The sequence below is a fragment of the Desulfoluna sp. HI9BLuna genome (genome assembly GCF_056829775.1).
In genome coordinates, this window is the sequence record NZ_CP186555.1 from 2,964,429 (window position 1) to 2,991,365 (window position 26,937).

The 26,937-nt window shown below is 56.6% G+C and carries 9 protein-coding genes; 7 read left to right on the plus strand and 2 right to left on the minus strand.

The window, feature by feature from the left end:
• Positions 1–132: 132 nt before the first annotated feature.
• Both ACOYW0_RS12040 and ACOYW0_RS12045 read right to left on the minus strand, forming a co-directional pair.
• Positions 133–567 carry a hypothetical protein gene (locus ACOYW0_RS12040; protein ID WP_180138430.1) on the minus strand — a complete coding sequence of 145 codons (435 nt, stop codon included), beginning with the start codon at positions 565–567 and terminating at the stop codon, positions 133–135.
• Positions 568–1,303: 736 nt separating this feature from the next.
• Complete coding sequence (locus tag ACOYW0_RS12045) at positions 1,304–13,828, minus strand: beta-ketoacyl synthase N-terminal-like domain-containing protein (protein WP_482418664.1); 12,525 nt, start codon at positions 13,826–13,828, stop codon at positions 1,304–1,306.
• Positions 13,829–14,255: 427 nt separating this feature from the next.
• Between ACOYW0_RS12045 and ACOYW0_RS12050 the strand changes: the two genes are divergently transcribed.
• The 7 genes from ACOYW0_RS12050 (at position 14,256) to ACOYW0_RS12080 (ending at position 26,919) form a co-directional block, all read left to right on the plus strand.
• Entirely contained in the window at positions 14,256–15,785 is a 1,530-nt protein-coding gene (locus ACOYW0_RS12050) for a sigma-54-dependent transcriptional regulator (protein WP_482418665.1), read from the plus strand.
• Between the two features lie 356 nt (positions 15,786–16,141).
• Complete coding sequence (locus ACOYW0_RS12055; protein WP_482418666.1) at positions 16,142–16,564, plus strand: nucleotidyltransferase substrate binding protein; 423 nt, start codon at positions 16,142–16,144, stop codon at positions 16,562–16,564.
• Entirely contained in the window at positions 16,557–16,862 is a 306-nt protein-coding gene (locus tag ACOYW0_RS12060; protein ID WP_482418667.1) for a nucleotidyltransferase family protein, read from the plus strand. The genes ACOYW0_RS12055 and ACOYW0_RS12060 overlap by 8 nt, the downstream gene beginning before the upstream one ends.
• Positions 16,863–17,024: 162 nt before the next feature.
• A complete protein-coding gene (locus ACOYW0_RS12065) occupies positions 17,025–17,705 on the plus strand; it encodes a hypothetical protein (RefSeq protein ID WP_482418668.1) in 681 nt (226 codons plus the stop codon).
• Positions 17,706–18,084: 379 nt separating this feature from the next.
• Positions 18,085–18,906, plus strand: a complete 822-nt coding sequence (locus ACOYW0_RS12070; protein ID WP_482418669.1) for an EFR1 family ferrodoxin — start codon at positions 18,085–18,087, stop codon at positions 18,904–18,906.
• A gap of 936 nt (positions 18,907–19,842) precedes the next feature.
• Entirely contained in the window at positions 19,843–20,829 is a 987-nt protein-coding gene (locus ACOYW0_RS12075) for a hypothetical protein (RefSeq protein WP_482418670.1), read from the plus strand.
• Positions 20,830–20,886: 57 nt separating this feature from the next.
• Positions 20,887–26,919, plus strand: coding sequence for an FG-GAP-like repeat-containing protein (locus ACOYW0_RS12080; protein WP_482418671.1), 6,033 nt, complete (start codon positions 20,887–20,889; stop codon positions 26,917–26,919).
• The last annotated feature ends 18 nt before the right edge of the window (positions 26,920–26,937 follow it).

The following is a 26,937-nucleotide window of genomic DNA, read 5'->3' on the forward strand; positions in this document are numbered from 1 at the left end:
CGCCGGAACGTGACGGTCGGCGGGCGCGTTCTCATCCTTCGCTTTTTAGCAACGGCGACCGGAAGGGGCCGTGCGTTGCGGGATTGGTCTCGGGTCGGGCGGTGCGGGCAAAGGGCCCTTCAGTGGCCCGGGCTACTTGGCCGCAGATTCTTCCCAGGTAAAGAGGTTTCGCACCTCTTTTTTCAGCAGGCCCACCTCAAGGAACTGGCGAACCATCTTTTCCGGGGGCGGGTTGGTGATGCCCCGGCCTTCGGCAAAACGGATGAGCCCTTTGAGGCTGAAGCTCTCCCCTAAGAAGGGGGTGAGACGCTTGTAGCGGGCCGCCTCCAGCTCCAGGCTGGGGGTCAGGAGGGACGCCACCTGTTTCTCTTTTTCGCGGCCCATAAAGAATTGACGTATGTTGAGGCGCAATTGGTCCCGGTTCTCGATAAACTCAAGAATTTTATGGATGCGGGAAATGGCCAGGGCCAGGATGACGAGACAGGAAAAGACGATAATGATGCCTGCCAGGGCCATGTTCCAGCCGTTGTGTGCAGAAACCTGTTCAATAAGTGTCGCAATCTGCATCTGTTACTCTCCGAAAATGTTGGTCCCGAGGCGCCTCATGCATATGAGAGCACATGATGTGCATCGGGTGTTGATGCGTGTATTCCAGGGGCCTATGCCTCGTGGCGGGTCTCTCGCTGGGGTAACATCCTGTATCTGTGATGTATCATTGAGGGGGTCCGTCCGTTATCCTGGAGGTGATCAGGCCTTTTGTGAGGTCACAGGTAAAAGTAAGCATATTGCGTGCCAATGTAAATCTGGGCACGATGAAAAAATGGCTCGACGGGAATCGGGTCGGAGAGGTGCAAGGGTTATACGTTTCTTGAGACGTAAAACCAGATCGTGTTCATGCCGGGCAGGGGAAAGGGCCGGAGTCTGAGGAGGGATGTGAAGAATAGTCGCAGTCGCTGCAATGTGCGGGGATCGATTCAGTGCCTGCAGGTGTGCTGAGACGCCGATCCGGAAAAACGTTCCTGAACAGGTCTATAGTATACTCGCAAGCCGCTGGTAACATCAACGCCCTTGATGCAACAACTCAGAATAGATGACTCCGGGGCATGGGAGCGGTGCCATGTTGCCCGGATAGTTTTTTAAGGTCTGTTTGTTAAACCCAACGCATAAAATTGGCAAAGGTTTGGTCCCCGGAAGGGCCCGGAGGCCCCGCCACAAACAACGAAGCCGCCCTTTCCGGTGGGAAAGGGCGGCTTCATAAGCTCCCCCGGAGCCGCAGGGTGCGACTCCGGGGTGTTTATTCTGATCAGGCGGCGGACACTTTGCCGCTGATTTTGTGCTTGTCGTCGAGTCGGGACAGCTTCACCATGCGGAAGTTGGTCAGATCCAGGTAAACCTTGCCTTCCAGGTCGGTGAGGACCATGCGGTAGGTGTTGGTCCGGTCGTCGGAGGCCACACGCTGGGTGATGCAGTAGTACTCCTTGCCGCGCTCCACGGGGCGGACGAACTCGAATTTCTCCAGGCCGTAGGGCAGCACCAGCTCGCTGGTGGTGAAGAACTCGAAGAGGCCGCCGGTCTGGAACATGGCATCCACCATAATGACGTCGGTGAAGAACTCGGGGCGGGTCTCGCCCTTGAAGAATTCACGTTCACCATTGTGGATCACCTTGGTCACCAGGGTCTCGCCGTCAAAGGAGGCGATGTCCCGGATGGTTCGAAAGGAACCGTGCATGAAGAGGCGCTCCGGATGGTAGACCAGCTCGTCCACGGTGCCGTCGAGTTTCACTTTCGTGAACTCGGGAAGCGCCATGACGCGGTCCTCCACGGGCTTGTCCGTGAAGTGGAAGGTCCCTTCGTAGTGCAGAGTGGTCTTGCCGGTGATCTTCCCTTTGCGGAAGGTGGAGGTGATGCGGCAGTTGAGGGCGTCCTCACCCTTGTCGCTCTTCTCCGTTTCAATCTCCAGCTCCTTGGGGCGCTCCTTGAGGATCTTGATGCCGTAGGGGATGGAGAAGTCCGTCACGCTCTCAAGCCGTGCGCCGGACCGGGGGAAGAGGCGGGAAGCCGCTTCGGCCATGGTCTCGATGCCGGTGGCGCCCAGGAAGATGGGCACGTCCTTCATGCTGTGGTCTTTCAGGAAAAGGTCCCGCTTCAGGTCCAGGACCCGGGTGAAGACCATCTTGTCGTCGCTCTCGGCCTTGACCTCGTCGATGAAGGGGGTCTGCCGGTCAAACTCGGCGGCGTCCACCTCTTCGAACATGAAGTCCCGGTCAAAGGCGATGTCCGGTCCGGTGAAGAGGCTCTCGCAGCTTTCGGTGCCTGCCAGCTCGCCCATGAAGAAGTCCACGCCCCGGTCCAGGGGCAGGAAGGTGAGCCCTCGGGATTCGAGGACCTTCTTCACGGTGTCGTTGGTGGCGGCCATGCCGCTGCCGCTCCAGGCGGTCCAGTCCATGACTTTGGCGATGCAGCCTTTTTCCGCTCCGAATCGCTGAACCATGCGGCCCAGCATGTCGTTGGCGCAGGTGTAATCCACCTGGGCCTCGTTGCCGAAGCGTGCGGTCACCGAGGAGAAGGTGATGACAAAACGCGGTGTTTTGCCTTCAAGGCCTTTGAAGAGGTTCTCCGCTCCCTTGATCTTGGTGTTGAAGACCCGGTTGAAGGAGGAGAGCTCTTTCTTCTCGATCATGGCGCTCTCTTCCAGGCCTGCGGCGTGGATGACCCCGTCGATCTTGGCGTAGCCCGCCATGGCCCGGGTGACGGCCTGGGTGTCTGCCGCGTCCACGGCGTGGTAGGCCACGCTCTGGGCGGCCTGCCTCAGGGTGTCGAGGTTGTCCCGGGTTTCGCGGATCTTGACGATCTTGCTTGCCGCGCGCTTCAGCTCCAGGGGTTTGGCCCCTTTCATGGTGGCGCGGAGCTTGGCCATGACCGCCCCTTCGGAGAGGTCGCCCGTGGCGAACTCGGGGGCAAGGCCCTCGATGTCCGAGCGACCCAGGATCACCAGGTTGCAGGGGGCGTGGGCCACGACTTTTTTAAGGATGTCGTAAGTGATGCCCCGGGCACCGCCGGTAACCACCACGGTGTCCCCGGCCTTCATGAGCGGGGTGCCCTTGGCGGAGGACTCGGCCACCAGCCTGAGGCCTAAGCGTTTTCCGCTCTCAAGGCCCGTCTCCACGCGGCGGCTGCCGTTGGTCAGCTCGCCCATAAAGGCTGCTGCTGCCATGCGGGCATCTGCTGCGGTGATGCCGGGGGCCAGGTCGATGATGCGGACCAGGGCGTTTTCGAACTCTTTGTTTACCGTCTTCAGCATCCCGGAAAGCCCGGCAAAGGCGGGGTGGCTCTTGGCGCCGCCCGCGTCTCCGTAAGGGAAGACCACAGAGCCCACGGAGAGGGCGCCGATGAGGGCCCCTTCGCGGTTCAGGGACTCTTGGAGCTCCCGAAGGATAAGGAAGAAGCCTTTGATGGCGCCTTCAGCGTCGGCGGCAACCCCGTTGGGGCAGCTCTCCAGGTACCCGTCCATGGCAGACAGGTGCAGGAGGCCGTCCACCGAGGGTTCCCGTTTCTTCATCTCGGCCAGGGTGGCGACAAGGGCTTCGTGGTCGGCGAGGTCACAGGCGTAGGTGCTGTCCTTAGACCCGATGGTGATGACGCGTCCGCCCCGGGCTTCCACCACCAGCTTGACCTGCTCGGCAAAGCCGTGACGGTCCTGGGTGACAAGGATGGTCTTTTTGGCAAGGTCCACATGAACGCCGGAGCGCTCTCCCAGCTGCTTGACGCGGATGGCGTAGCGGTTGACCCCACCCTCTTCAAAGGCGGGGACGCCTAAATCCGTGACCCCGGACCCTGCAGGGGCCGCGGGAGCGGAAGGAGAACCGCTCTCGGGCGCCTCGATGTGGGCCCTTTCGGTGACGTAGCCTGCCAGGCTCTCGATGGAGTTTAAGTCCCGGAGTTGAAGGTCTTCGGGCACGTCCAGGCCGAAGTGGGCCGAGATCTTGCCGAAGACTTCCACCTGCTTGACGGTGTCGATGCCGAGGTCGGCTTCCAGGTCCAGGCCGTCGTCCAGCATGTCCACGGTGTAGCCGGTCTCATCGGCGATGATACCCTTGATGGCAGAGACAACGCCGGTGGCGGCTGACGCCGCGCCGGAAGCAGCCGGTGCTGCCTCAACTGCGGGAGCGGCGGCTTCAGCAGGCGCTGCGCCCCCCTGGGCAGCAATGTAGCCTGCCAGCTTGGCGATGGTGTTCAAATCCCGGAGCTGAAGGTCTTCGGGGACGTCCAGGCCGAACTCAGCGGAGATCTTGCCGAAGACTTCCACCTGCTTCACCGTGTCGATGCCGAGGTCGGCCTCAAGGTCGAGGTCTTCGTCGAGCATGTCCGTGGTGTAGCCGGTTTCCTCAGCGATGATGTTCTTAACCGTGTCCACGGCGCCGGAGGCGTCTGCTGCCGGGGCTGCGGGAGTTGCTTCCGCTGGGGCGGCAGCTGCTGCGCCGCCCTGTGCAGAAATATAGCCAGCCAGCTTGGCGATGGTGTTGAGGTCCCGGAGCTGAAGGTCTTCGGGGACGTCCAGGCCAAACTCAGCGGAGATCTTACCGAAGACTTCCACCTGCTTCACCGTGTCGATGCCGAGGTCCGCCTCAAGATCAAGGTCCTCGTCGAGCATGTCCGTGGTGTAGCCGGTCTCCTCTGCGATGATGTTCTTCACAGTCTCCACCGCGCCGGAGGCGTTTGCTGCCGGTGCTGCGGGAGCTGCTTCAGCAGGGGCAGCAGCTGCTGCGCCGCCCTGTGCAGAAATATAGCCAGCCAGCTTGGCGATGGTGTTTAAGTCCCGGAGCTGAAGGTCTTCAGGAACGTCCAGGCCGAACTCAGCGGAGATCTTGCCGAAGACCTCCACCTGCTTCACCGTGTCGATGCCGAGGTCCGCCTCAAGGTCGAGGTCGTCTTCGAGCATGTCCGTGGTGTAGCCGGTCTCTTCTGCGATGATGTTCTTAACTGTATCCACAGCGCCGGAGGCGTTTACTGCCGGGGCTGCGGGGGCTGCTTCAGCGGGGGCGGCAGTTGCTGCGCCGCCCTGTGCTGAAATATAGCCAGCCAGCTTGGCGATGGTGTTGAGGTCCCGGAGCTGAAGATCTTCGGGGACGTCCAGGCCGAACTCAGCGGAGATCTTGCCGAAGACTTCCACCTGCTTCACCGTGTCGATGCCGAGGTCCGCCTCCAGGTCGAGGTCGTCTTCGAGCATGTCCGTGGTGTAGCCGGTCTCTTCAGCAATTATTTGCTTAACTGTATCCACAGCGCCGGAGGCGTTTGCTGCCGGGGCTGCGGGAGCTGCTTCAGCAGGGGCGGCAGCTGCTGCGCCGCCCTGTGCAGAAATATAGCCAGCCAGCTTGGCGATGGTGTTGAGGTCCCGGAGCTGAAGATCTTCGGGGACGTCCAGGCCGAATTCAGCGGAGATCTTGCCGAAGACTTCCACCTGCTTCACCGTGTCGATGCCGAGGTCCGCCTCCAGGTCGAGGTCGTCTTCAAGCATGTCCGTGGTGTAGCCGGTCTCCTCAGCAATGATTTTTTTAATCGCGTCCACGGCGCCGGAGGCGTTTACTGCCGGTGCTGCGGGAGTTGCCTCAGCCGGAGCGGCAGCCGCACCTCCTTGAGCAGAGATATAGCCAGCCAGCTTGGCGATGGTGTTGAGGTCGCGGAGCTGAAGGTTTTCGGGCACGTCCAGGCCGAACTCAGAAGAGATCTTGCCGAAGACCTCCACCTGTTTCACCGTGTCGATGCCGAGGTCGGCCTCAAGGTCGAGGTCGTCTTCGAGCATGTCCGTGGTGTACCCGGTCTCCTCTGCGATGATTTTCTTCACTGTCTCCACAGCGCCGGAGGCGGCTGCGGCGGGCGCTGCTTCAGCCGGAGCAGGTTTCTGCTCCTGAACCTGGGCTGCGGTCTGGGCGGCCGGAGCGGGCGCGGGCTTTTCAGCGGGAGCGGCCTGGGCCTTGACGTTCACTGGGGCTTCGATGGTCTTGCGGCCCCCGGGGGTGGTGTCGGACTGAACCCTCAAGGTGTGGTCCACCACCTCCAGAACGGGGTACTCCTCGCCGGAGATGTGCTTGAGCCAGTTGAAGTAGTCGGCGTTGTTCTCGCGGCTGAGCTCGGCCTCCTCCCGGATAAAGAGGAAGGCGAAGTGGGAGCCGAAGCCCGCGGCAAAGTGGATGCCGTACTCCAGGTCTTTCTCCTCGCCTCGGGAGAAGGTCAGATCGGAGAACTCTTCGGCCAGGTCCGTGAGGTTGGCGATGGGGGGCGCCTGGTTCTTGGCCAGGGCCTTGACCATCACGGCGTCTTCAATGGCCGCGCCCAGGGTGTGGCCGGTGAAGCCCTTGGTGTTGGCGATGGTCACCTTGGAAGCGTGCTCACCAAAGGCGGCGCGCAGGGCCTTGATCTCGGCGTCGGCGCTGCCGCCCCGTGCCGGGGTGTAGGTCTCGTGGGACATGAACAGGGCCTTTTCGGCGTACTGGTCACGCTTGAGGCCGTGGCGTGCTTCGATGCGGGAAACAAAGCGGCTCAGCTCCCGGGCCAGGTGCTCCTGGTCGATGCGGGTGGAGTGGAAGGCGCTGTTGCCGATGTAGGAGCCGAGGATATCGGCCTGGCCGCGCTGGCCCCTGCCTGCCAGGGAGTCTTTTCGCTCCACGATGAGGGAGACGGCACCGGCGCCCAGGATGGTCCCGTTGCGGTTGGTGTCAAAGGGCTTGGCTGCTTCGGCCACGGTCTTCTTGATGCTGGCAGCCCCCATGGAGAGGAAGCTGGAAGCGATCCAGGGCACCTGGGCCTTGTTGGTGGCTGCCTCGCCGCCGATGACGATGACGCGCTCGCAGCGGCCCGTGCGGATCCAGTCCTCGGCCGTGGCGCAGGCCTGGGTGGTGGAGGCGCAGGCACCGGAGAGCAGGAGGTTGGGACCCTTGGCCTTGATCATCTGGGCAAAGTGGGCGGAGCCCAGGGCGATGGCGTTGATGATCAGCTCCCGGTTGAACTGGTAGGGGGTCTCGGGCTGGTCCTTTTTGAGGCCGAAGAACCAGTCGGTGAGGCGCCCTTTGAGCTCGGTGTCCTTCACGGTCTCCATGAGATAGTAGTAGATCTTCTCCATCTCTTTGAAGGGCTTCACGGAGAACTTGTCCCGGCAGTAGTTTTCCACCTCGGTGAGGAGGGTCTCCCATCCCTGGAACAGGGAGGTCATGATGACGCCGGTGGTCTCCTGCATCTCTTCGGGCAGGGCAAATCCGTTGGTGATGCGCTTGCCGCTGGGCCCGGTGGTCCAGTTGCGCACCAGGGGGATGCCTGCGTCGCGCAGGGCGTTGATGCCGGCTGCGATCCCTAAGTTGATGCTGATGTCGTAGTTGTACTTGATGCCGAAGTCGCTGTGGTGGAAGTACCCCAGCTTACCGGCCAGCTGGATCACCTCCTCGGGGGAGTTGATGGCCATCATGCGGGCGTTGCCGTTGGGCGCCTTGTGGATCCGCACGATGTTTTTGTCCAGCATGAACCCGCGCTCTGCCTCGGTGAGGTTCTCGATGCAGTTGTGGCCTGCGATGATCTTGTCGAAGTTGGCCTCGTCAAAAACGCGTCCGGAAGAGCCGGGCAGGCCGATGGAGACACCGGCGATGGAGATGGAACCGGTGTAGAACCCGAAGGTCTCCACCTCGCGCAGGCGCTTCTCGCGGCGGGATTTGATGTACTCTTTTTCGATGAGGGCCTTTAAGCTCTCGGAGTTGTCCTGCAAAAAGGCGTTGAAGTCGTCGTGGTCGCCGGAAAAGGTGCCTTCGGCCTCGGAGGGCGCGGAGGCCACGGGCACGGCCGCGGGTGTCGGGGCCTTGGGGGCGGCTGCTGCGTGTGCAGCGGGTGTGTCTTGTTGAACAGTGTCGGTCATAACGGGTCTGATGGTCTCGATAAGTGCCTCAAGGGAGGCCGCCTCGCCCTTTCCTTTGTCCACGGAGAGGTGAGCGGTGTAGCCCTCGGGCAGGATGTATTTTAAAAGCCCGGTGAGGATCTTGCCGGTTCCCACCTCGTAGAAGGTGCGAACCCCGGCTGCGTGGACGGTTTCCACGGATTTTATGAACTCCACCGGAGAGATAATCTGGTTGATGAGGAGGCGTTTTACCGCGGCCTCGTCATTGGGGTAGGGCAGTCCGGTGACATTGGAGATCACCTTGGAAAAGCCCTGCCGGTTGAAGGCCATGCCTTCGATGAACCGGGCCAGCTCGTCGGCGGCGGCCCTGAGGATAGGGGTGTGGAACGCTCCGGTCAAGGGGAGCTTTCGGAACATGGCACCCTTTTGGGTCAGGAACCCGCAGAATGTGTCGATGGCCCCTTCGAGACCGGAGACCGCCGTCTGCTTGGTGCTGTTCTTGTTGGTGACGTAAATGTCGCCGATGCCGGACTCCGCGATGAGGGCGGCGGCCTCTTCGGCGTTCTTGAAGAGCACCAGAATGCGGCCCGGGGTGTTCTGGTCCGCTTTTTTCATGAGCTCGGAGCGCTTCATCACCAGACGGAAGGCGTCGTCAAAGGAGAGGATGCCGCTGGTGTAAAGGGCCGAGTACTCGCCCACGCTGTGGCCGATGTGGTAGTCGGTGTCAAACCCGGCTTCGGAGAGCAGGTCGAATACCGCTGCCGTGGCCAGGAAGACCGCGGGCTGGGTGAAGTCCGTGGAGTGGATCCTCGAGTCCTCCTCGGCAAACATCACCTCCAGAAGGGAGGTGCCCCGCTCTTTTCGGAAGAGGGCGTCGGCCTTGTCGAACATCTCCTTGACGTAGGTGTTGCTCTCGTAGACGGGCTGCATCATCTTCGGGTACTGGGAACCCTGGCCGCAGAGGAGGGCGCAGGATTCTCCGGCGTGGACCTCACCGTGGGGCATGGGTGCAGCCACGGTTTCGGTGGCTGCCTCTTCGGCAAAGGAGGCTGCCTCCTCGGACATCCACCGGGGCAGGGTGCTGACAACGGCGTGGCCGTGGTTGGCACCGAAGCCGAAGAGGTTGGCACCCAGGCTCAGGCGATGCCCCTTGGGGGCGTCTGCCAGGTCGAGGCCGGGGACCAGGTTGTAGCGGTCCGCCACAATGGAGTGCTCGGAGGAGTGGCTGTGGTGGGGCAGCAGCTTGCCGTGCTTGGCCATGAGGGCCAGCTTCACCAGGGCAATGGCCGGGTTGGCGCCCTTGTAGTAGCCGAACTCGGGCTTGATGTTGCCCAGGCGCGTCTTGTGGCCGAAGCTCTTGGAAGCGGCCTGGAGCTCCACCTGGTCGAGCATCAGGGAAGAGAAGCCGAAGAGGTCCACATGGGCCAAGTCCTCTTTGATGACGTCGCAGCGGTCGAAACGGCGGGTGGTCACCTCGCGGAACAGGGCCTCGGACGGAGCGTAGAGGTTCCGTGCCGGATTGGAGCGGAAGCCGATCTCAGAGAGTTCGGCGAACACGGGCATGTTCAGCTCTTTGGCCTTTTTATAGGTGGTGAGCACCAGGGCCGCGGCCCCTTCACCCAGGTGGATGCCCTTGGCCCGCTTGTCGCAGATGAAGGTCTCGGCGTCGGTGAGAACCCCGAGGCGCTTGAAGACCATCATGATGGCCGGGTAGAAGCTGGCGTCCACGCCCCCTGCCACGACCATGTCAAAGTCTCCTGCCTTCAGGCCTTTTACAGAAAGGTCGGCAGCAATGCCGCCGGAGGCGCATGCTGCGTCCACCACGAAGTTGGCACCGTTGGCGCCGAAGAAGTTGGCGATACGTCCGGTGATGATGTTGGTGAGAAGGCCCGGGGTGGTGTCCTCGTTGTTCTCCATGAACCGCTCACGGATGCTCTCCATGAGGGCTTCACCGGCTTTGGCTGCCTTGGCAGGGTCCACGCCCGGGGTCTCGGCGATAAAGCTCGCAACCAGGGGGGCGCGGGTCCGCACGATGTTCTCCACGTGCTTCTCGCCGCTGATGCTGCCCATGATGACGGCGGTCTTGTTGGCTTTGCCGAACATCTTCTCGCGGTCCCCGCCGCAGGCTTCGTCAATGGCCTGGGTGGCGGCGTCCAGGGCGAAGAACTGGGCGCGGTCGATGGATTTGGCCGTCTTGGGCGGGATGCGGTACTTCAGGTTGTTGAAGGTGTAGTCGGGGATCACCCCGGCCTTGACCCTTGGCAGGCTGAAGTCGTTCTCTTCATCCACGAAGTAGTCGAGGTGCAGGCGGTTTTCCGGCATCTCGGAGAGGATCTTCTTGCCGTCCACCAGGGTCTCCCAGAACTGGTCCGTGGAGAGGCCGCCGGGAAGGACGGTGCCCATGCCGCTGATGACGATGCGGTCGTCGTTGTAATCCCAGGTCGTGTCCGGGAAGATGGTTCGCGCCGGGGGCTGGTAGTCGGCGGTGAACTCCTCCACCACCGCATGGTAGTTGATGCCGCCGAATCCGTAGGCGGAGACAGCCGCACGCTTGGGCTTTCCTGCCTCGGTGGTCCAGGGCTTGGCATCCTTGATGATGTAGAGCTTGGAGTTGTTGTCCAGCTCGTGCTTGGGGGATGCCTTTTCAAACTGGCCGTTGGGGGGCAGGATGCCGTGTTTCATGGCCAGGAGTACCTTGATAAGGCCTGCTGCGCCCGCACCGCCCAGGAGGTGGCCGATCTGGGATTTCACGGAGCTGATCCCCTTGGGCCTGCCCGTGTCGTAGACCCGCTTCAGGGTCTTGATCTCGGTGATGTCCCCCAGGATGGTGGAGGTGCCGTGGGCTTCGATGAAATCCACGTCGTCGAAGGTGAGGCCACGGGCCTGGTCGAAGCAGCGCCTCAGGGCGTACTCCTGTCCGTCGGGGTTGGGTGCGGCAATGGCCTTGCCCTTGCCGTCGGAGCTGCCGCCCACGCCCTTGACGATACCCAGGATGGTGTCTCCGTCCCGCAGGGCGTCCTTGGCACGCTTGAGGACCACCACACCGGCGCCTTCGCCCAGGACAAAGCCGTCGGAGCGCTCGTCAAAGGGCCAGGAGCCTTTGGCCGAGAGGGCCCCCATCTTGGCAAAGCCGATGAAGGTCTCGGGGTTGATGCTGGTGTTGATGCCGCCGGTGATGACCACGTCGTGGCTGCCGGAGAGGAGCTCCTTGATACCGGAGTCCAGGGCGGCAAAGCTGGTGGCGCAGGCCGCGTCCACTACGTAGTTGGCGCCCAAAGCGCCGATGGCGGCTGCCACGCGGGAGGCTTCGATGTTCAGGGTGGCGCAGTCCGGGGATTCGTTGCGGTAGTCACCGGCCATGCGGTCCTTGAGGTGGGCCAGGACCTTTACCTTTTCATCCTCGGTAAGGGCTTTGAAGGCGTCGCTCTGCTCTAAGTGCCAGCGCAACTCAGGGTAGTAGTACTTGAGGTTGAGGTGGTGGCTGGTCTCGTTGCCGAGGCAGCTGCCCATGATCACCGCGGTGGTGGCCAGGGGAAGGCCCTTGCCCTGGGGGTACCCTGCTTTTTCCAGTGCCTCGAAAGTGGCGGTGAGGGCCATCTTCTGGCTTCGGGAGATCTGCTGGCCGGCCTTGGGATCCTGGCCGTAGGTTGCCGGATCAAAGACGAAGTCGTCCACGGTGGCGGCGATCTTGGTGTAGGTGCTGTCCATGGCCTTGCGGTTTTCGTTGTAGAACGGCGCAAGGTCCACGCGGGCCGGGTCCACCTCTTTGATGGAGTAGCGCTTGGACTCGATGTTCTTCCAGAAGTCGTCGGTGTCATGGGCGTCGGGATAGACACAGCCCATGCCGATGATGGCGATCTCATCGTTCATCATCCCGCACTTGGCGGTCATGACTTCCAGCTCGTTTAAGTTGGCGGAGAGGCCTTCCTTGCTCTGCATCTGGCCGTCGTGAACCGCCTTGACCGATGTGGTCTCAGCAAAGAAGGCGAGGCTGTTGCCCACGGAGTAGTTGCCCTTGTGGAAGGCCTCGTCGTCGTTGTACTTGATGTAGGAGAGGGGCTCGCCCTTCTTGAGCTTGTCAAAATCCGGGGAGAAGCCCTTGGCCGCGATGAGAAGCGAGCCGATGTTGTCCTTTTCAAAGGCGCGCTTCCGGTCGGAGAGAGACACCTTTTCCACGATGCGCTGGTATTCGTTGGCCACGATCTCCATGGAGAAGGGGGTCTTGATGGTACGGCAGGCAAGGCCCACGGTGGTACCGATACGCAGGGTGGTGATCTCTTCCCGAGCCACGTCCTGGTATTTTTTCATCAGGGCGCCGGTTTCAACGATCTCGTCGGTGAAGAGGTAGGGGGTGCCGAGCTGGATGCCCACCTTGGCCCCTTTTTCGGCCAGGACCGCGGACATGGCGGAGATGAACCAGGAGCCGGTGCGGGTGGCGATGCCCCCTGCAAAGATGGCGGTCTGGTTTGCAAGGGCCCCTTCAGGCTGGGCCAGGAGGTGGGTGATGCCCATCTCCCAGAGGACCAGGCTGCTCAGGCGCCCGACGTGGCCGCCCGCTTCGGTGCCTTCGAAGATGAAGCGCTTGCAGCCCGAGGAGAGAGCGTTTTTCAGCATCCCCGAGGCCGGGGTGTGCAAAAAGGTCTTGGTGCCCGCTGCTTCCAGCTCAATGGCCTGGGAGGGGATGCCCCCTGCAAACAGGGCAAAGGGAACCTTGTATTTTTTTACGGTCTCAATGTGACCGGCAACGGCTTTGTTCAGCGCTTCGATGCCGATGAGGCCCGCACCGAACCGGGGCACCTTGCGGGAGCCCTCTTCGATGATTTTCTCGGCCAGGTCGGCCGGGAGGCTGCCCATGGCAAAGTAGGGCAGGCCCCCTTCGCGGAAGACGGTCTCGGCGAAGTCGGCGTTGTCGCTGATGTTGGCCATGGGGCCCTGCATGATGGGGTAGCGGGTGCCGAGCTCCTGGGCCAGGGGAGAGTTCTCTTTTAACGGATCGTGGGCATCCACCAGGGCGGTGAGTTCACCCACGCGGGTGAAAAAGCGGTCGATGACCGAGGCCACATCCGTGCCTTCAGCCACAAAGCGCTTGGCAAAGACCCCGTCCTGCCCCAGGAAGAAGAGGCTCTGGACCGGGTTGGCCCCTTCGGTGTTGATGGGGGTGAACCGCTTTTCGATCTCGCGGCGCAGCACCTCGGCTTCGTCCGCGTGGTTCAGCAGGGCGGATTCCATCTCCCCGAGCTCCTTGACCACCTTGGTGGCGAGCTTGCAGAAGAAACGGAAGCGGAAGGGCAGGGTGCGTCCGATGGAGATGGAGTCGAACTCTTCGAGTTTTTTGAGCTGCTCTTTAAAGGCCGGGGCCACCGGCGCTTCGTCGGTGAGGTAGAGCTGGGAGTCGAGGACGACGCCCGAGGCACCGGCGCCGAAGAGGCCAGCAGCGGTATGGAAACCGACACCGCCGTGGACAAAGACAGGGAACTCGCTCTTTTCCAGGTACCACTGGAGCAGGATAAAAGAGGTGTAGCGGGAGATGCATCCGCCCGCTTCCGAACCGCGGACCACAACGGCGTCGGGCTTGCCGTCGGCCAGGGGGAAGGTGGTGCCCAGGTTCACGGCTTCCACCACCACCTTGCAGCCCAGGCGGCTCTTGGAGATAGCGGAGAAGTGTTTGGCAGCCGCTGCCGCCACAACCACCAGGTCCAGGGTGGGGATGCTGCTGGTGTCGAGGAAGTGAATCAGCCCGCCCATGGAGGTGCGGAGCCGGACGCCGAAGGGGAATCCTTCCTTGGAAAGGGTTTTCACGCCTTCAATGGCGGTTTTTTCGTCCATCATTTCGGTGTCGAACACAGGGAGCACGCCGGCCCTGGAGAGCGCGCGGAAATAGCCGATGTCGAAAGCGCCTGTGGGGTTGTAAGCCAGTGCCGGCAGTCTGGATCCTAAGACTCGTTTGATCATTCAAAGACTCCTGAGTATCTCCGGACCCGAAGGGGCTTAAGTGCCTCGTCGGGGCCGGGGTTGTGTCATCTTCTGCATCGTGTTTGAGCGCCATGGGGTCTTGGGGCCGGTAATCTTGCCCGGAGTGACCCGTACGTGAGGCGGTCGTGAATACATGCTGTCTTGGCCGGGCAGACTCGGCGCCCGTAGTGCGGGCCGTTGAATATGGCCCTGATGCAGAAAAAAATGAATAGCATTCATAAATTTTGAGTCCCAAACGGATGCAAAAGGCGTGCCATTTATTTTAAACTGGGGTAAGCTCTCGATTTGCCGACCTTTGATGCCCATGCTTGCCGGGTACCTTGGGAGGGTGCTATGGTAAAAAGTCGACACCCCGTGCACTCGGTGTGCATGAAAGGAACAGTGTGGGGAAAGGAATATGCCAGTGATGCTCAAACGAAGTACGCGAGTCGGAGAACTCACCCCGGAAGAACGCGAATTGTTTACCCTGGTGGGCCGCGCCCCCCGGGTCAACCCCTTTGGGGAAGAGCGGATCGTCCTGGACCGGAAGATCGCCGGGGTCCCGGAATCCACCTCCCCGTCCCGCGCCGTGGAGGCGGCGGTGAAGCGTGTGGAGACCGAAGCGATCCGCATGGAAAAAGAGAACCGCCTGGACCTTCGAATGTACAAGGGCGAAGATCGCAAGCTCCTTACCGGCGTGGTGACCTTTGTCTTTTTTTACCGATACAGAAAAGAGTTCGACCGCCTCATCAAGGCCCAGGCAAGGGCCGGAGAGCACCAGATCCGCGCCAGTTTCCTGCGGGAAGCCATCAGCGGCCTGGAGGCCGCGGGCCTGGATCGCGACGAAGCCATCCGAACCGTGGAGGGGTGCTACCAGCTCCGCCGCGCCTATCATTTTATCCACTACTCCCTGGTGGGGCCCAGCGAGTCCATGGTGGCCCTGCGCTACCGGCTCTGGAACAACGTCTTCACCCACGACATGGAGCTCTACAGCGGGATCCTCTGGAACCGCATGGAGGATTTTTCCACCCTGATATTAGGCGAAACCGGCACGGGCAAGGGCTCGGCCGCCGCCGCCATCGGCCGCTCCGGCTACACCCCCTACGACCGCAAACGGGGTTGCTTCAAGGAGAGCTTTACCCGCTCCTTTCTCTCCATCAACCTCTCCCGGTTTCCCGAAGCCCTCATCGAAAGCGAGCTCTTCGGCCACCGCAAAGGCTCCTTTACCGGCGCCATCGACGACTACCAGGGGGTCTTTTCCCGGTGCAGCCCCTGGGGGGCCATCTTCCTGGACGAGATCGGCGAGGTCTCCATCCCCGTGCAGATCAAACTTCTCCAGGTGCTCCAGGAGCGCGTCTTCTCCCCGGTGGGGAGCCACAACGAGGTGCGCTTCAAGGGCCGGGTCATCGCAGCCACCAACAAGCCCGTTGAGCAATTGAGGAGCGAAGGCCGGTTTCGGGATGATTTCTACTACCGCCTCTGCTCGGACGTCATCACCGTGCCCCCGCTTCGCCAGCGCATCGAAGAGGACAAGCGGGAGCTGGTGGACCTTGTGGAGCTCCTTGTTGCCCGTACCGTGGGCAAGCGTTCAGCCAACCTCACGGACATGGTTCTGGATGTCATCGAGACCGACCTGCCCAAAGGCTACCCCTGGCCCGGTAACGTCCGGGAGCTGGAGCAGTGCATCCGGCGCGTCTTCCTTAACCGCAGCTACCACGGAGACGCCTCCCAGACCGCCCGCCACACCGGACAGGTCCCCGAAGGCTTCGGTGACCTGGAACGGGGCGAACTCTCTGCTCACGAACTCGTCACCGCCTACTGCCACATGCTCTACCAGAAATACGGCAAATTCGAAGAGGTGGCCCGGCGTACCAGCCTTGACCGCAGGACCGTTAAAAAGTACGTGGTGGAGTGGCAGGATCGGTTGGATGGGGAGGAGGACGAAGGCGCATTATAGGGGGCGATAGGGTATAGTTCGAGTATCAGGTGGATAGCAAAAAAAGTGAGGCCTTTTGAGGGATGCCTCCGGCGGCAAGGTGGAGGCACCTTGAAACCCCATGGCGAATGCATGGAGGGCGACTCATGCCAATGCTTTCGGGGCATTCGCGTGGGGTGTGGCATGTGGCAGGCGTTTTTGCTGAAGAGGCCCATTTCATTCTTCTGAAAAACCGATGGGGTCATTGGGGACGTTTCACGTTAACCGGGATAACTCCGGTGGTGGGGGGAGCCGCCTGAATCACAACGGCATTCATGCGCAGTTTCTACTTTTGTCCGGTGTTTAGGGCTTTTATAACAAGATATGGGGGGCACCGAATGGCTTTGGAATTGAGCAATCTGAAAAAGGCGATTGCTTCATTGGAATCCCTGTTGGATAGGGCCCAGAACCCAGAGTTGATGGGGACCCTGGACGAGGTGACGCGTTACGGCCTTCGTGCCGGGGTGATCCAGAACTTTGAATTTACCTATGAGCTGTGTTGGAAGAGCCTGAAACGCTGGTTGGAGGAGAACATAGGTTCAACCTATGTGGATGGGGTAACCCGACGGGAGCTTTTCAGGTATGGCGCTGAGAACCGCTTGATTGATGATGTGGATCTCTGGATGGACTTTCACAGGTCGCGCAACATGACCTCGCATACCTATGATGTGTCGGTTGCAGACGACGTCTTTGAGTCCGCAGCTCTTTTTTCCAAGGAGGCGGTCCGGTTTCTGGCCGCCCTTGAGGCCAGGAATGATTGACCTTAAGGAAAATCACCTGAGAGAGGTGATGGATATTCTTTCCCGTCATGTTCCGGCATGCGATGTGTGGGCTTACGGATCTCGGGTGAAGGGTACTGCCAAGCCATGGTCGGACCTTGACTTGGTCGTGATGGGGGCTACACGCCTTGAGTCTCGGCGGTTCTTTGATCTTCAGGAGGCATTCCAAGAGTCCAGCCTTCCCTTTCGAGTGGAAATTCTGGACTGGCATGCTGTTTCAACAGAGTTTCAAGATATTATTTCATCCCGCTATGAAGTGATCAAACACAAAAATAAGTAGACATTTAATGAAGAATCGGCCATGAAAAAGGCCGGTTCAGTCATGGGCATCCGGGTTGTATCTGGGTGCCTTTTTTGTGGCATGAGGCTGTTTAGGCATAAAAAAAATGAGATATCCGTGCCGTGGGTGGTATCTGGTATTGCAGGTGAAAGGAAAAGAGGGATGAGGTATATGAAGGCGGGCCTGGTGATGGCCCTTGGCGTTTTATTACTCAGCGGGTGCGCATCCATTGTCAAACACGATATTCCGGTCACTGAGTGCCAGCCGGTGTCATTGAGTGCGGATGCCAGGGGGGACATGACCTACAGCGTTGAGGTTCATAACAACCTGCCGGGGAGCGCAAGTGTCTCCATGCATGGGGTAACATTGAGCGGTTCAGACTGGACGGCCACGGAGTCCCAGGTCAGCCGGGCCATTAAGCGTCATTTTTCTGAGACAGGCTATTTCAACACCGTCAAAGAGGTGAGAGACCCCGGGAACTTTCATATCCGCTTTGACGTGACCATGAACCCCAGCCCCAATGAAGCCAGCGGTTCCTACCTTGCCGGGTTTACCCTTTTCCTTCTTCCCGTGTGGTACTCCCACAACTGCGAATGGGTGGCCACCTTGTATGAGCACGGGCAAAAGGCCGAATCCTTTTTCTCCCGGGATGAAGTGACCCAGGTGTGGTGGCTCCCCCTCCTGCCCGTGGGCCTCTTCAAAAACCTTTCAACCGCAGAAAAAGAGATCGCCAAAAATTATATCAACTCCCTGGTGCTTGAACTCAAGGGCAAGGGATACCTTCCCGTAAAAAAAGAACCCATCCCCAATACTGTGGTGGCCGCTCCCGGAGTATCCGGGTAAAGAACCCGGCCGATCTGCCGGTGGGTTGGCTTTAAAAAAAAGTCTGTGAAAAGCGGTTTCGGCTCATTGCCGGAATCGCTTTTTTTTTTGCTTTTTGCCAGTGACGGTGGCTATTCTTCTGGCGTTGGTCGTAGGAATAGTGGAATGCTTAATAACTGGTAACTATTCAGCTCCAAAAAACAGCCTCCGGCGGCAAGGTGTGCCACCTTGAAAGCAGATAGCGGATGTGATTTGCCCCTCGTTCCTCGGGTCAAATCACATCCGCATTTATAACGGCATTCATGTAACTATTCTTTATGACCTATTTGTTCAACTTTTTAAAAGTTTAGTCCCCGGCAGGGCCGCCGGAGGCGTTTGTAGCGTATGAAAGGCGGGCGATATGACGATATCAACGATCCAGGCCATGTACTTCAGCCCCACGGGCACAACCCGGCACGTGGTGTGGGGGCTGGCAACGGCCCTGGCGGAAAAGATACCCGGCATCGCAGAGGTGGAACAGAAGGACTTTACCCTGTCGGGCGCAAGGAAAGATGTGGTCTCCTTTGGTCCCCAGGACTTTGTGGTCTTCGGGGTTCCGGTCTATGCCGGGCGGGTTCCCAATGTCCTGCTGAAATACCTGGATACCATCGAAGGCCGGGGGGCAAGGGCCGTGCCTGTGGTACTTTTCGGTAACCGGCACTACGACGATGCCCTTGTGGAACTGGCCGATATCCTGGAGGCAAAGGGCTTTTCCATCGTGGCCGGAGGCGCCTTCGTGGGCGAGCACTCCTTTTCCAAAACCCTGGGAAAAGGACGCCCCGATGACAAGGACAATGCCCTCGTGGCCGACTTTGCGGACAAGATTGCAGCAAAGCTGTCAGGACCTGACCCAGCCGCCCCGGTCCCCCTTAAGGGCCATCGCCCCTACCGGCCCTATTACAAGCCCAAAAATCCGGATGGGGTGTCCGTGGACATCCGAAAAGTCGCCCCCAAAACCAGTTCCGACTGCACCGATTGCAAGCTGTGCGTCACCGTCTGCCCCATGGGCTCCATCGATCCTGAGGATGTCTCGACTATCAACGGCATCTGCATCAAATGCGGGGCCTGCATCAAAGCATGCCCGGTTCAGGCCAAGTACTACGACGACGAGAACTACCTTCGGCATAAGCACGAGTTGGAAGTTGAGTTTGCTGATCGGAAAGAGCCGGAGGTTTTTGTCTGAGGAGTGGTTTTGGAGGACGGGGGCAATTGTCATGATATCTCGGACTCACACACCCCTTTCCTCTCCTCTCTAAGAACTCATCGCTTACGACATATCTGATGAAGATACGTGTCTGTGAATGATCTTCTTGTTTGTCGATGTATACGAGGGGGCTGCTTGAGGCTGTTTTATACGTATTGTGGTGCGTTGTATGCGGCAGAAGCTATCGATTTTTAATTTTTTCATTTCAATATCTATTTTACGTTTTTTCCCTCCATAAAAATGGCCTTCGGTTCAAAAATAATTACCGAGCAAAACCAGGCCAAAACCACTCGCCGTTCACCGATTGTAATTCCGGGGCCTTGTCAAATTTGTGTGATCTTATGTCTATATCACAATGTTTATGGTGAATAGATGTCATTATGATCGATGTCCTATCTTGTAAGTTGTGTTTAGATATTATGAAGTCTCTTTGACCTTTTGCTGTGTATATGTTTTTAACTGTTGTTATTTATTAATAGTTTTAGTCTTTTAAGCGCGAAGAGTTGCTTTTTGTTGCTTGGTAGGTAATTCTGTCAAGAAAAAAATGTTTACTTATTAATGAGGGGGTGTAACAATTTTCGCGGTGCATCCTTTTCGATTTGGTTTTATCTCATGAAGATAGAACAAATATGTATCACTTGTAAGTGATCATTTGCTGTTAATATTTTTATTGCGTTGATTAATAAAAGTCTATTTTACAGTAGGTTATGGGCATGTGCGAAAGCAAGACGACGAAAATTTCGTTGCTTCAATTTTGATTGATTATGTTGCCTTTGACTTCTTAGGTAACAGGAAAGAGCATTTGATTTGTCTAAAGGACGCCGCAATTCTTTTCAACGTTATTAAATTGTACAGAAAGACTCTTAAATATCATCAAGTAGTGATGTGTCGCATCAAATTCGATAGGTCAAGTCTATGAAACAGTTTCTTATCACTCTGGGATTGCTCGCTTTTATTGTCGTGCCTGTGCATGCTGAAGATATGGTTCTCACCGGAGACCTTGAAGCAAAAGTCTATACTGCTGGTGGGGATATTCGGACTTCAGAGGTCTGCCAGGTTAACTCTGGGGGGGCTACCGTTTTTATTCCCATGAGTCTGGCAAGACTCAGCCCTGGGTTTCGGGTTGGGAAAGGTTCCCGGTTTATCGTAAACAACGATCGGGACGGGCTGGATAATCAATGGGAGTGGGACAATTTCGGTAGCTTTGCTTACACCCAGGATGATGATCCGGACGAAGATGGCCTTTTAAACTGGATGGAAGAGGCCATGGGATCCAACCCAACGCAGAGCGACGTTGACCCCGAAAAACTGTTCCCAGATACGGATGGAGACGGAATTAGCGATGTCTGGGAGATGGCTCGCCATGGCACCCTTGATCACGGTTCGTATGAGGACGCGGATAAGAACGGCAAAGTAGAGCTGGCTGACTTCATCGAAACCCAGGGGGTTCTCTACCTCGAGGGAGACTTGGCTTCCCAGACCTATAGCGCCGACAATATCGTTACGCGCAACACCTGCCGTGTGCTGCCCGGGACCGATGTGGCCTTCAGCATGGTTTATTTTACCCGTTTGAATAAGGGGTTTTCCGTAAAAAAGGGTGCTTCCCTTCGTGTGTCTCCGCAAGATCTTGACGGGTTGTCCAATAGTTTTGAGATGGTGTACTGGGGCAATCTTTCTCACGATCCCACAGGAGATGATGACGGTGATGGTTTAACGAACCTGGAGGAGCACCAGCTCTGTATCAACCCCACTTCGACGGACAGTGATTCGGATGGCATTCACGACAGAATCGAGAAAATTCTGGGAACCTTTCCGGGGGACAGTACCAGCAGCCCTGCACCCGGTTCTTACTATACATACGATGAGCTTGGGCGAATAAGGCAAGTCATTCGGGTTCAATAAATGGGTGATGGTCAGTCTTCGAGATGTTTCGATTTTCATATACTCAAGGTGATGCACATGCGTGTTTCGATTGACGTGGGGAAAGTAAATAGGTGGGTTGTTCTTGTTATCAGTGCCGTGCTTTTTTTCGGTGCACAGGCCTGGGCTGAAGAGAGCGGTGAGGCCGAGAGTGCTGATAGTCTCATGAGTGTCTGTGCCATGGGAGTGGGGGATGGTATCGGAACTGCAGAGGCGGGCTTGGGGATGCCGGTCCCAGATACCTTGTTCCAGGAAAATCATAGCAATCATGGCGCGGCAACCTATTCCATTCCTGTCCCTGTTCCCCCCGGACGCGCAGGCGTCTCTCCGGTTTTGAGCCTTGAGTACAACAGCCATGATACCCGCAACGGCATGCTGGGAATTGGCTGGCAATTAAAAGGGCTATCCAGCATCAAGCGTGTGCCTAAGAGCCAGATATTCGACGGGGTCGATAGGGGAGTGTTGTTCGACGCATACGATGGTCTGGCCATGGACGGGCAACGTATCCTTTCTGTGGTAAAAGGCTCAAACCTTTCTCAGAACACCGTGTACCGCATGCACCGGAGCGGTTTTGATAAAATTGTCCCCGGCGGTATCGGAGGTTCAGGACCCACTGAGTTTCGGAGGTACTTAAAAGACGGCCGTGTCTTTGAGTATGGTGTGACCGGTGATTCTCGGGTATTGGCCCCCGGTAAGGCAGCCGTTTACCTTTGGAACATGAACGAGGTCGTCGACTCAAACGGCAACTACATGTCCATTGCCTACACAAAGGACGGTGGGGTGAGTTACCCATCCCATATCGACTATACAGGCAACAAAAACGATGGGGATCCATCATATTATCGTGTTGAATTTATCTATAAGTCGGGCATAAGGGGCGATCAGCATTCCAAGTACATCCATGGGTCGATATTTCAGCACCGCAAATTGCTGGTCCAGATCAATACATTGAAAATCGACAGCAACGAGGTCATCAATCGGATTTCCATCGATTATGCCGAGGGCTCTCGAACGACCACCTCCCGAATAACCCGTATTACCGTGTGCGATGCTGACGGTACGTGCTTAGAGCCGTACACGTTCCAGTGGGGAGATGGCAAGGGGCTGAAATATGGGGGTACAGCGGGTATCTCCTGGGACAACCTCAAAACAACTGGTGATTTTAATGGGGATGGTCTCACCGATTATGTGTCGGGCAACTCGATCTGTTTTTCAAAAGGGAACGGAAGTTTTAGCTCTAAAAGCATCTCATCGTCCGTGGAGAGCAATTCCCTGATTTATTCCGGTGATTTTAACGGCGACGGCATCTCTGACCTTTTCGAGTACAGAGGAAGAACCAAATCCGCTATCTTTCATCTCTTAAACTATTCAGGAAACATATATAGAAGCTACTCCCATTATAACGGAGATGTCTGGCGGCCGGATCTGCGAACGGCTTTTGTCGGAGACTTCAATGGTGACGGAAAGAGTGATGTGGTTCTTCAGGGGAGGCATCCAGACCACGATAGCTTTATATTTCTGTCAAAGCGCGGGGAAAATCAGTACTCCCTCAGCCGTCTACCTGCCAGCGTGTGGGCCAGGAGCAACCGCAGGGCTTTGATCGGTGATTTCAACGGGGACGGAAACGACGATGCCTTTTTGCAGGCAAATGCTACAAACCACGATACTTTTCTTGCACTATCCAATTCACAGGGCGGATTTTCTCATCATCGAGTGACCTCTTCCAATGGCGGCTCAGTTTCTGTGTGGGACAAGCGCCAAAGGCACGCCTATGTCGGTGATTTCAACAACGACGGCATAGATGACATTTTTTTGCATGGGGCAGGAAGAGGCCATGATTCCATGCTTGTGACCATGAAGGATCACGGTGTCTTTACCATCAAGAATTTCCATACAGCCAACTGCGCTGAAAGCTCTCCGTGGCATTCCAACAAAAGGGTTACCGTCGGTGATTTTAATGGCGACGGAAGCAGCGATTTGCTGATGAGCAGCAGTGATCCCGGAAAAGGCACGTATATCGGACTGTCTGATTCAAATTTCAACTTCTCCTTTGTCGGTGCCCGGCAAGCCCTCGGGGTTTCCAGCATGTCGGGTGTGGTTGGCGCTTTTGATGTTAACGGGGATGGCATCTCGGACGTGATTCACGACAAAAAAGTCCATCAGTCAAAAGCCTCTCCAAGGGACAAGATCAAAACCATTGATAACGGCAAAGGCCTTCGACTTTCGTTTACCTACCAGCAGATGAACAACTCTTCGGTATACAAAAGAGATGGTAGCCGATCTTTCAGCTATCCCAAGCGTCATTTTGTCAGGCCTTTATGGCTGGTTTCCGAAGCCACTCAGAATCCGGGTTTTGGTGTGTCCACTACCTATACATACTCCTACGCCAACGCTGAGATGGATCTTTCGGGATACGGTTTCTTAGGCTTTGACCGGGTCTGTTCAAAAGAAAAAGAGACCGGGCTGAAAACAGAAGTGGATTTTTATAAGACCTATCCAAAAACAGAACTTGTGAAGGAGGTCAGAAAATACCCCAAAGAGAGCGACACGCCTTATCTGACCCAACGTGTTGCCGTCGGTGTCGATAAACTCTACACTTACCACGGTGGAGAGGGACCAAGCTCTGGAAACCTTTATGTGGTCAAGGACGTGAAAAGGCTTTCGGAGTACAACGACAATGGAGCCACCTATGAGCAGAAAGAGGCAAAGACGCTCAGCACCCGCCATGGTGGGGTGCTGAGGCTTGTTGTTTCAGGGACAGGGGTTCCAGAGCATTCCTGGAGCACTTCCTATGAAAGCAAAGAAAATTTTATGGGTAACCTTTGGAACTGGCGTGTGACCGAGCAAACCCTCACCGGCCAATTGAATGTCGGTGGCGACATCGATGATATGGTCAGGCAAGTACATTTTGCTTATGACCCCAAGGGGAATCGCATTTCTGAAGAGCATACCAACAATCAGGGTGACAACCCGCTTTTTGAGTACGCATACAATGACAATGGTAACCTGTGGAAAGAAACAGATGGGTTCGGGGGGCTCAACGGGCAAAATGTTTTAGAATATACATATGACGAGATAATTCATACCTACCCATCCCAAGTCGATTTTCCGAATACAAACAACGCCCACGGCGAATCTATTGCGCAAGTGCTGCGCTACCCTCTTTATGATGACCGCTTTGGCCTGGTCAGGCAAAGTGCTGATGAAAACGAGTGGGATGCCGGAACAAATAAGGAAAAGATCTACGATGGGCTTGGTAGATTGGTTCAGGTGGACAACTCGGACGGTGGTCGGGTTACCATTGCCTATGAAGCATACCGTAAGGCCACAAGCCGGCCTGAGTCCGTCACACAGAAAATCTGGGAAGACACAAATGGTTCAGGCATTGTCACGGTAAACTATTATGACGGATTAGGGCGCCTCATCCAGAGTTCAACTAAGGGGCAGGCCGATGAAAGCAATACCACGCCATTTGTGACGACCCTCTATACATACAACACAAGGGGGTTCCCTGAGTATGTGGTTGGGCCCTATGCTGTTTCCGATACTTCGTTTCAGGTTCAGGATTTTGGTCAACCGGGCTCAGAGGCCTTTCTTGAAGGCAAAGTCTTTTCAAAAAAAGTCTATGACGACTGGGGCCGCCCTTTTCGCTTTGAAGAGTCCAGTGGCCGGGTGACGCATTATGCCTGCGACGGGCTTTCCACCACCATCACCGACCCTGACGGCAACCGGAAGACCGAGGTACGTGATGCCTTGGGGCGAATCGTAACAATTATCGAGCGTGGACCGGGTAATGATCATTATACCGACTATGCATACAATGCCGCAGGCGACCTGTTGTCGGTCACCCGCATGGATCCCGATACCCAGAATGATATCGTCAACAGGATGACATACAATACCCTAAGCCAGAAAATTTCCATGTCCGATCCGGACATGGGACTGTGGACTTACGGGTATGATGCAAACGGTAACTTGGTAGAGCAGGCCTTTTGGGGTATAGACGGCAAAGCGGACTGGAAAACCATGACCTATGATGTGTTAGGCCGTTTGACGAAAGTTCAGTGGCATTGCGCAGGAAATCAGCCCGGCTTTGGAAAGGACAACCCCACTGTGACTTATTTTTACGACGACACAACAATTCCAAACGGAAAAGGCCGGCTTCACAAGGTGGACAACGGGGATGTGGCCTCGGTCATCACCGCCTACGATTTGTCGGGCCGGGTCTTGGGGGAAGAGAAAAGCATTACTGGTTTTGGCGGGACGGTTCAGACCGCGGCGATGGGGTACCGGTTCGACAAGGCCGGACGCATGTCTGGCTTGACGTACCCAGGGGATTTTCAGGTGGATTACGTCTACTATGAAGGCACAAGCCTCCTCAACCAGGTGCTTCTGCCGGAAGGCCAGGTTTTGGTTGAAAACCTGGCCTACACCCCAACTGGAAAGACCAAGGGTATCGTGTTTGATAACGGTCTTACCACGACCTACGGCTATGACCCTGAAACCGATCGCCTGACGTCCCTTGTCACCTCCAACGACCAGCAGGACTTTGCATACCAATATAGCCCGGCCGGGGATATTAACGAAATTAAGGATCGCGTCGGCGGTGTGACGCGTTCTTACAAATACGATCACCTGCACAGGCTGCTCTCTGAATCAAGCAGTTCAGAAAACCTTCCTGTAGCTCATTCTGCAACCCTAACGACCTATGAGTATGAAGCGGATGACACACAAGGCGTCCATAACGTCAAAGCAATTGAAGAGGTTTCCTCTAAAGCAAAAGTAAGCCGTTACTTTACTTACGATGAAAAAGGAAACATGACCAACGGGCCGAATCCTTCCAGTCCCGCTCAGGTTCAGGCCAGGTCCATTGATTGGAACGCCGCTAACATGCCGGTGAGGGTTAATATTGGCGGCAAGCCTGTTGCCAAGTTCAAATACGACGGTGCCCAGCAGCGAGCTGTAAAAAACGTGAACAATGTCGAGACGTTCTATTTTAATGAATACTACGAAATAATAAACGGCACCCCTGTTAAATATTTCTTCAACGGGAACCTCCGCGCCGCCCGAATCAAACAGGGTACACTGACTTACTATCACAAAGATCACCTGGGAAGTTCCACGGTACTCACCGATATCGAAGGCGCTCAGGTGGGGGGAAAAGCTTCGTACATGCCCTTTGGCCTGGAACGAAAAGAGTCAGCAAGGCTGGATGCGAGCTATCTTTTTACCGATCAGGAGAAGGACCGGGCTATTGGTTTATATAACTATGATGCGCGGTTGTATAGCCCGGGGTTGGGGGTGTTTGTTTCAGGGGATAGTATTGTACCAAACATTTTTGACCCGCAAAGCATAAATAGATATTCCTTGTGTCGTAATAACCCATTAATTTTTATAGATCCAACTGGGCATATTCCTTGTGACCCAGATAGTGATGATTATGACCCTTCAGCCAGTTATGGGGGAGACGGTAGGTGTAATGATCCTGATAGTAATACATCTAGAGATGCTCAGTTGAGATCAATTTCCTCATCAGAGTACGACGATATCAAAAGAAATACTAACAGCGGAACAAACGGGAATGCATACCATTTTCAAAGAACGAAAGATTCTGATAGTGGCGATAGGCTTGACTCAACAAAAAATTATAACATCGAAGGGTCAATAGTAGGAGGAGCTAACGCTGGTCTTTTCAACTATCATTTATATTCAAACAATGATCCAGGCTCAGTTACATTCAACTCAGGAATAGACTTTTCCTTAGGCCAGTTGAGCGAGTCAAGAACTTTCTATAGAAAAATGGTTACTTTTGGGGTTAGTACTTACCATTGGAGGGGAAAAGTTGGGGGTGGAGTTATTAATGGTCAAAAAATCGAGTCAGCACTTAAATTAACGGCATTTGAGGTTGAGTTATATGGACAACTCAATCTTTCTAGGTGTTTTGTAAAAGTGACGGCACTTGGGAGTTTGGGGGGGCTTGGGTACGATTTTAGTGTTGGAAAAAACGGGTTGAGAATCGAAGTACATAAGGCTTTTGGTGCTGGGGTAGCTGTTGAGTGGGGTTGCCATTGAATATGCTTGAACATTGAA